Raw genomic sequence first — 4,556 nt, 5'->3', positions numbered from 1 at the left:
TGCGCAGAATCGATGGCACGCGGCGTGCGGCGCGCCGCGACGTCGCCGCTGTCGGGGCCGTCATGGTGGGCCTTGTGGCCGTGAACGGCATCCCCATGGTGGCGCTCGTCGAGCGCTCGCTCCGCGGCCCAGCGGGCTACTCTTTCGACCACTATCGCGCGCTGGCGGTCACACCCGAGCGCGGAATCCTGCCTGACACCGTGCTCACGGCGGCCGGACACTCGCTCACCGCGGCAGCGGTCGCGACCGTCATCGCGTGCGCGCTGGGGCTGCTGATCTCCCATCTCGTCACTCGCCGGACTGGTCGCGCCACCGCCCTCGACGCGGTCATGGTCTTCCCGGTAGGGGTGAGCGCGGTGATGATCGGCCTGGGGCTGTTGCTGACCCTCAACCGCAACGTGGTGGGCTTCGACTTGCGGGCGTCCTGGTGGCTCGTTCCCATCGGCCAGTCGCTGGTCGCCCTTCCCTTTGTGACGCGGACGTTGGTGCCCGCGGCGCGCGCGATCGACGACCGCCTCCGGTCGGCGGCGGCTGCTCTAGGCGCCTCGCCAGTGAGGGTGTGGGCGCTCATCGACTGGCCGCTGCTCGCGAGGCCTTTTGGCGTGGCCGTCGGCTTCGCGGGAGCCATCGCTCTTGGCGAATTCGGTGCCACCGCCTTCCTGGCGCGGCCAGACGCGCCGACGCTACCCACGGCCATCGTGCGCCTGCTCGGGCGCCCTGGTGCCGACAACGTGGGCATGGCCTTCGCCTCGGCGGTTCTTCTGGCGGCGGTCACTGGCGCGATCATGATGCTAGCCGAGCGCTTCAGACGAATCGGAGAGGCTGAACTATGAGCAAGCCAGTGGCCAGCGGCGAGACAGGGTTGCGCGTTGACTCCCTCACAGTGATCTACCCCGGAGCGCACGAACCTGCCGTCGATACGGTGAGCTTCGCCGTCGAGCGGGGCGAGACCGTGGCCCTGCTGGGCCCGTCGGGATGCGGCAAGTCGACCCTCCTAGCGGCCATAGTCGGCATCACCACGCCCACTACCGGCACCGTGTCATTTGACGGCGAGGACGTCACACGCCTGCCGATTCATCGGCGCGGCTTTGGGCTCGTCTTTCAGGACGGCCAACTGTTCCCCCATCGAACGGTCGCCGGAAACCTCGCCTTCGGTCTTGAGATGGCACGGATGCCCGCGGTCCAGCGCAACAAGCGGGTGAGCGAGTTGCTCGACCTGGTCGGCCTGACCCGCTACCGGGACCAGGCGGTCGCGAAACTGTCGGGCGGCGAGCGTCAACGCGTTGCCCTGGCCCGTTCGCTCGCACCGCGGCCGCGTCTGCTCTTGCTCGACGAGCCCCTGTCTTCCCTTGATGCCGAGCTTCGCGCCCGTCTTGCCGATGACATGAGAGACATCCTCACGACCACGGGAACCACCGCCATCCTCGTGACTCACGATCCCTCCGAAGCGGAAAAGATTGCCTCGCGGGTTCTTCACATGACCGCTGGCCGGGTCGAGCCCGCGCGCTAGCAGTCGCACGCAATCCGTTGGCCAGGGTCCCCGACAGGGGCAGTCAGCGCATCTGGCGCGCGCGTCGCGTCCACGGTCACGCTCGCGCCGCTGGCATCCGCAGCCACTCGGTCAACAGGCATGCCCTCGCGCGCCCAATACTCGAAGCCGCCGATCATCTCCCTTACCGCGTAGCCGAGTTCCGAGATGATGAGCCCCGCGCGAGTCGCGCCGTTGCAGCCAGGGCCCCAGCAGTAGACCACGAACGAGGTGTCGGGAGGGTAGGTCGGTATCACCGCCGGCATGTCCGCCTTGGGAAGGTGGACCGCGCCACGGGCATGACCCTGCTCCCACGCCTCGTGGCTGCGGGTATCGACCAACACAAAGCCCGGCTCGCCCGACTCGAGAGCGACGTGGACATCACTGGGGTCGGTCTCAAAGGACAGCCGCGCGGCGAAGTGCGCGGCGGCTTGCGCTGGCGTGGGTGCGGGTGACATAGGGCCGACGCTAAACGGGGGTGCCCACGCCAGTCCAGTGCAGGCTGGCTCCTGACAGTCACCGGGTGGTTGTCTGGGCCTACCGCCGACCGCTAGTGTGCTGTCAACGAGGGGGTAGGCCATGACCGAATTTGTACCTGAAGAACCTGCACAGAGTATCGGGAGCGCGTCCGCACCGCCCCCACCACCAGGCGCTCAGCAGTTGGCTCCTCCTCCTAGCCCGCAGCAATCCATGTACGCGCCCCCACAGGAGCCAGCGTGGGCACCGCCGCAAAGCACATGGGCCCCGGAGCCGCCTAAGAAGCGGAGGGCGTGGCCGTGGATTCTCGGCATCGTCGGAGGCCTCGTCGTGCTCGGCGGAGCGGGAGTTGGCGTCACGCTCGCAGTCAATGGCCTCCTGAATGCTGATCAGAACGAGAACTACACGGGCGCCCCGATCACGCCGGGCGACTCCCCCACTCTCGGCGATCGTCTGCTCGTCTCCGATTCCGGTTTCGTCGCCCTCGAGTTGGGCGCGACGTGGGTCGACGCCAACGATTACGTCGACGTGACCAGCGCTGTCGGTCCTCTGCCGAACGGGGCCACGTTGGTCGGCACGTACTTCACTGACGACCCGCTCGCGGCCGTGGACGTCGTTCCCACGTTGGTCATGGTGCTTGAAGGCGTCCCCGAGAATCAGCTCGGCCCGGTGGACCTTGAATCGGCCCACGAGGGATTCATCTCCGGGGGCCTGGCGGGGCTCAACCAAATGGGCACTGCCGCCACGGTATCGGAGCCAGCTCCGGTGACGACGGCGAACGGACTCAACGGGCTCGTGACAGAGCTTTCGTTGGAAATGGAAGGCATCGCAATCCGCGCATACGAGTACACCTTCGTCCGCTCCGAACGAGTGGTGTACGTGCAGGTGATGGCCTACACGAGCACCTTTGACGATGTCGCGGCCGCATTGGCCACCGACTCGCTGCGCATCGACAAGTAGGCGCTCGGCCGCCGAGGCGAGATGGTCGTTGGGGGGGAACCATGACCGATCAGGTGCCCGAAGGTTCTCGGCAGCGCGCCGCCGATGCCTGGCCCGCTGTGCAACCGTTCAGCCCTCCGCCAGGAGTTCCTGCTCCCCCTACCGCTGCCAATGCTCAGCAGCGGATGCCCGCGCCCTTGCCAGCGACCGTTTGGGACCCGCCGCAGAACAGCGCGGGTGTACAGCTGGCCAAGCAGCGCAAGGCGTGGCCGTGGATCCTCGGCGTCGTCGGCGTGCTGGCAATACTTGGAGGTGTGGGGGCGGCCGTCGCCTACGGTGTCGATGCGGCGCTGCACCCCGAGCAGAACGACAACTACACGGGCAGCCCTATCGCGGCGGGAGATGTTCCCACCCGAGGCAACGAGCTGATCGTGTCGAATAGCGGCTCAGTCGCTTTCGAGGTTGGCAGGAAGTGGATCGACACGGACACTCTGAGTGGCTACTACAGCAATGTCGGGCCCTCCCCTGACGGCGCCGTCCTAGTCGCGACCTACTACGCGATCGATTCCACGACCCCCGACCGTTTCTTCCCGACCGTGGTCCAGGTTTTTGAGGGCGATCCCCGGGGACAGGTGGGCCCCATCGACCTCGCGGCCAACCACGAACGCTTCGTCGCGGCGAACGTTCACGGTCTCCGGAGCCCCCGCGCCCACGCTACGACGAGCGAGGCCCGTCCCGTGACGACAGCGAACGGGCTCGATGGACTCGTGACCGAAGTGTCGAGCGAGTACAAGGGATCGTGGATGAGCTTCCACACATACACCTTCGTGCGCTACCAGCGCGTGGTGCACGTGGAGATCATCACCTACACACGGGCCTTCGACGAGCCCACTGCGGCGTTGGTGACGAACTCGCTCCGCATCGACCCGTAGGTACTCGGGAGGACCGCGGGAACGCACGCTTCCTTGCCAGACTTGAGCGCACCTCACTCAACTTACTTGACTTCGCCCACGATTTGTGGATACTTGAGTGCAGAAGGCTCAATACTGAGCGCATCCCAAGTGGCCCACCGGGGCCAGCACCAAGGAGGACCTCCACATGTCCCGTGCAGTAGGAATTGACCTCGGCACCACCAACTCGTGCGTCGCCGTTCTTGAGGGTGGCGAGCCCACCGTCATCGCGAACGCCGAAGGCGCCCGCACCACCCCGTCTGTCGTCGCGTTCTCCAAGACGGGCGAGGTGCTCGTCGGCGAAATCGCCAAGCGCCAGGCCGTCACCAACGTGGACCGCACCATTGCGTCGGTCAAGCGCCACATGGGCACCGACTGGAGCACCCAGATCGACGAGAAGACGTACACGCCTCAAGAGATCTCGGCCCGCATCCTCGGCAAGCTCAAGCGCGACGCCGAGGAGTACCTGGGCGAGAAGGTGACCGACGCAGTGGTCACCGTCCCCGCGTACTTCAACGACGCCGAGCGTCAGGCCACAAAGGACGCCGGCGAGATCGCGGGACTCAACGTCCTGCGCATCGTCAACGAGCCCACTGCGGCCGCGTTGGCCTACGGCCTGGACAAGGGCAAGGAAGACGAGCTCATCCTGGTGTTCGACCTCG

General features: G+C 66.6%; 5 protein-coding genes and 1 pseudogene. 5 read left to right on the top strand and 1 reads right to left on the bottom strand.

What is annotated here, in order from left to right:
* Positions 1-833 (top strand): annotated as a pseudogene (locus QZZ33_RS09655) (iron ABC transporter permease); the annotation flags it as partial.
* Positions 830-1,510 carry an ABC transporter ATP-binding protein gene (locus QZZ33_RS09650; RefSeq protein ID WP_291379711.1) on the top strand — a complete coding sequence of 227 codons (681 nt, stop codon included), beginning with the start codon at positions 830-832 and terminating at the stop codon, positions 1,508-1,510. The pseudogene QZZ33_RS09655 and the gene QZZ33_RS09650, both read left to right, overlap by 4 nt.
* Here QZZ33_RS09650 and QZZ33_RS09645 read toward each other — a convergent pair.
* Entirely contained in the window at positions 1,507-1,986 is a 480-nt protein-coding gene (locus tag QZZ33_RS09645) for a rhodanese-like domain-containing protein (protein ID WP_291379710.1), read from the bottom strand. The genes QZZ33_RS09650 and QZZ33_RS09645 overlap by 4 nt on opposite strands.
* Positions 1,987-2,218: 232 nt before the next feature.
* Here QZZ33_RS09645 and QZZ33_RS09640 point away from each other — a divergent pair, with 232 nt between their 5' ends.
* The 3 genes from QZZ33_RS09640 to QZZ33_RS09630 form a co-directional block, all read left to right on the top strand.
* A complete protein-coding gene (locus QZZ33_RS09640) occupies positions 2,219-2,965 on the top strand; it encodes a hypothetical protein (RefSeq protein WP_291379709.1) in 747 nt (248 codons plus the stop codon).
* 41 nt (positions 2,966-3,006) lie between these two features.
* On the top strand, positions 3,007-3,876 hold the full coding sequence (locus QZZ33_RS09635; RefSeq protein WP_291379708.1) for a hypothetical protein: 870 nt from the start codon (positions 3,007-3,009) through the stop codon (positions 3,874-3,876).
* 166 nt (positions 3,877-4,042) lie between these two features.
* Positions 4,043-4,556: Hsp70 family protein (locus QZZ33_RS09630; RefSeq protein ID WP_291379707.1), on the top strand; the 514-nt coding region annotated here is incomplete at its 3' end.

Origin of the sequence: Demequina sp., from assembly GCF_016278775.1 — a bacterium.
Classification (GTDB): Bacteria; Actinomycetota; Actinomycetes; order Actinomycetales; family Demequinaceae; genus Demequina.
Note: the sequence above shows the minus strand (reverse complement) of the source record. Positions and strands in the feature narration are given on the sequence as shown.

Excerpts from the sequence above, each read along its gene's own strand:
- QZZ33_RS09640 (WP_291379709.1), top strand. The coding sequence starts at position 2,219 with ATGTACGCGCCCCCACAGGAGCCAGCGTGGGCACCGCCGCAAAGCACA.
- QZZ33_RS09645 (WP_291379710.1), bottom strand. The coding sequence starts at position 1,986 with ATGTCACCCGCACCCACGCCAGCGCAAGCCGCCGCGCACTTCGCCGCG.
- QZZ33_RS09650 (WP_291379711.1), top strand. The coding sequence starts at position 830 with ATGAGCAAGCCAGTGGCCAGCGGCGAGACAGGGTTGCGCGTTGACTCC.
- QZZ33_RS09635 (WP_291379708.1), top strand. The coding sequence starts at position 3,007 with ATGACCGATCAGGTGCCCGAAGGTTCTCGGCAGCGCGCCGCCGATGCC.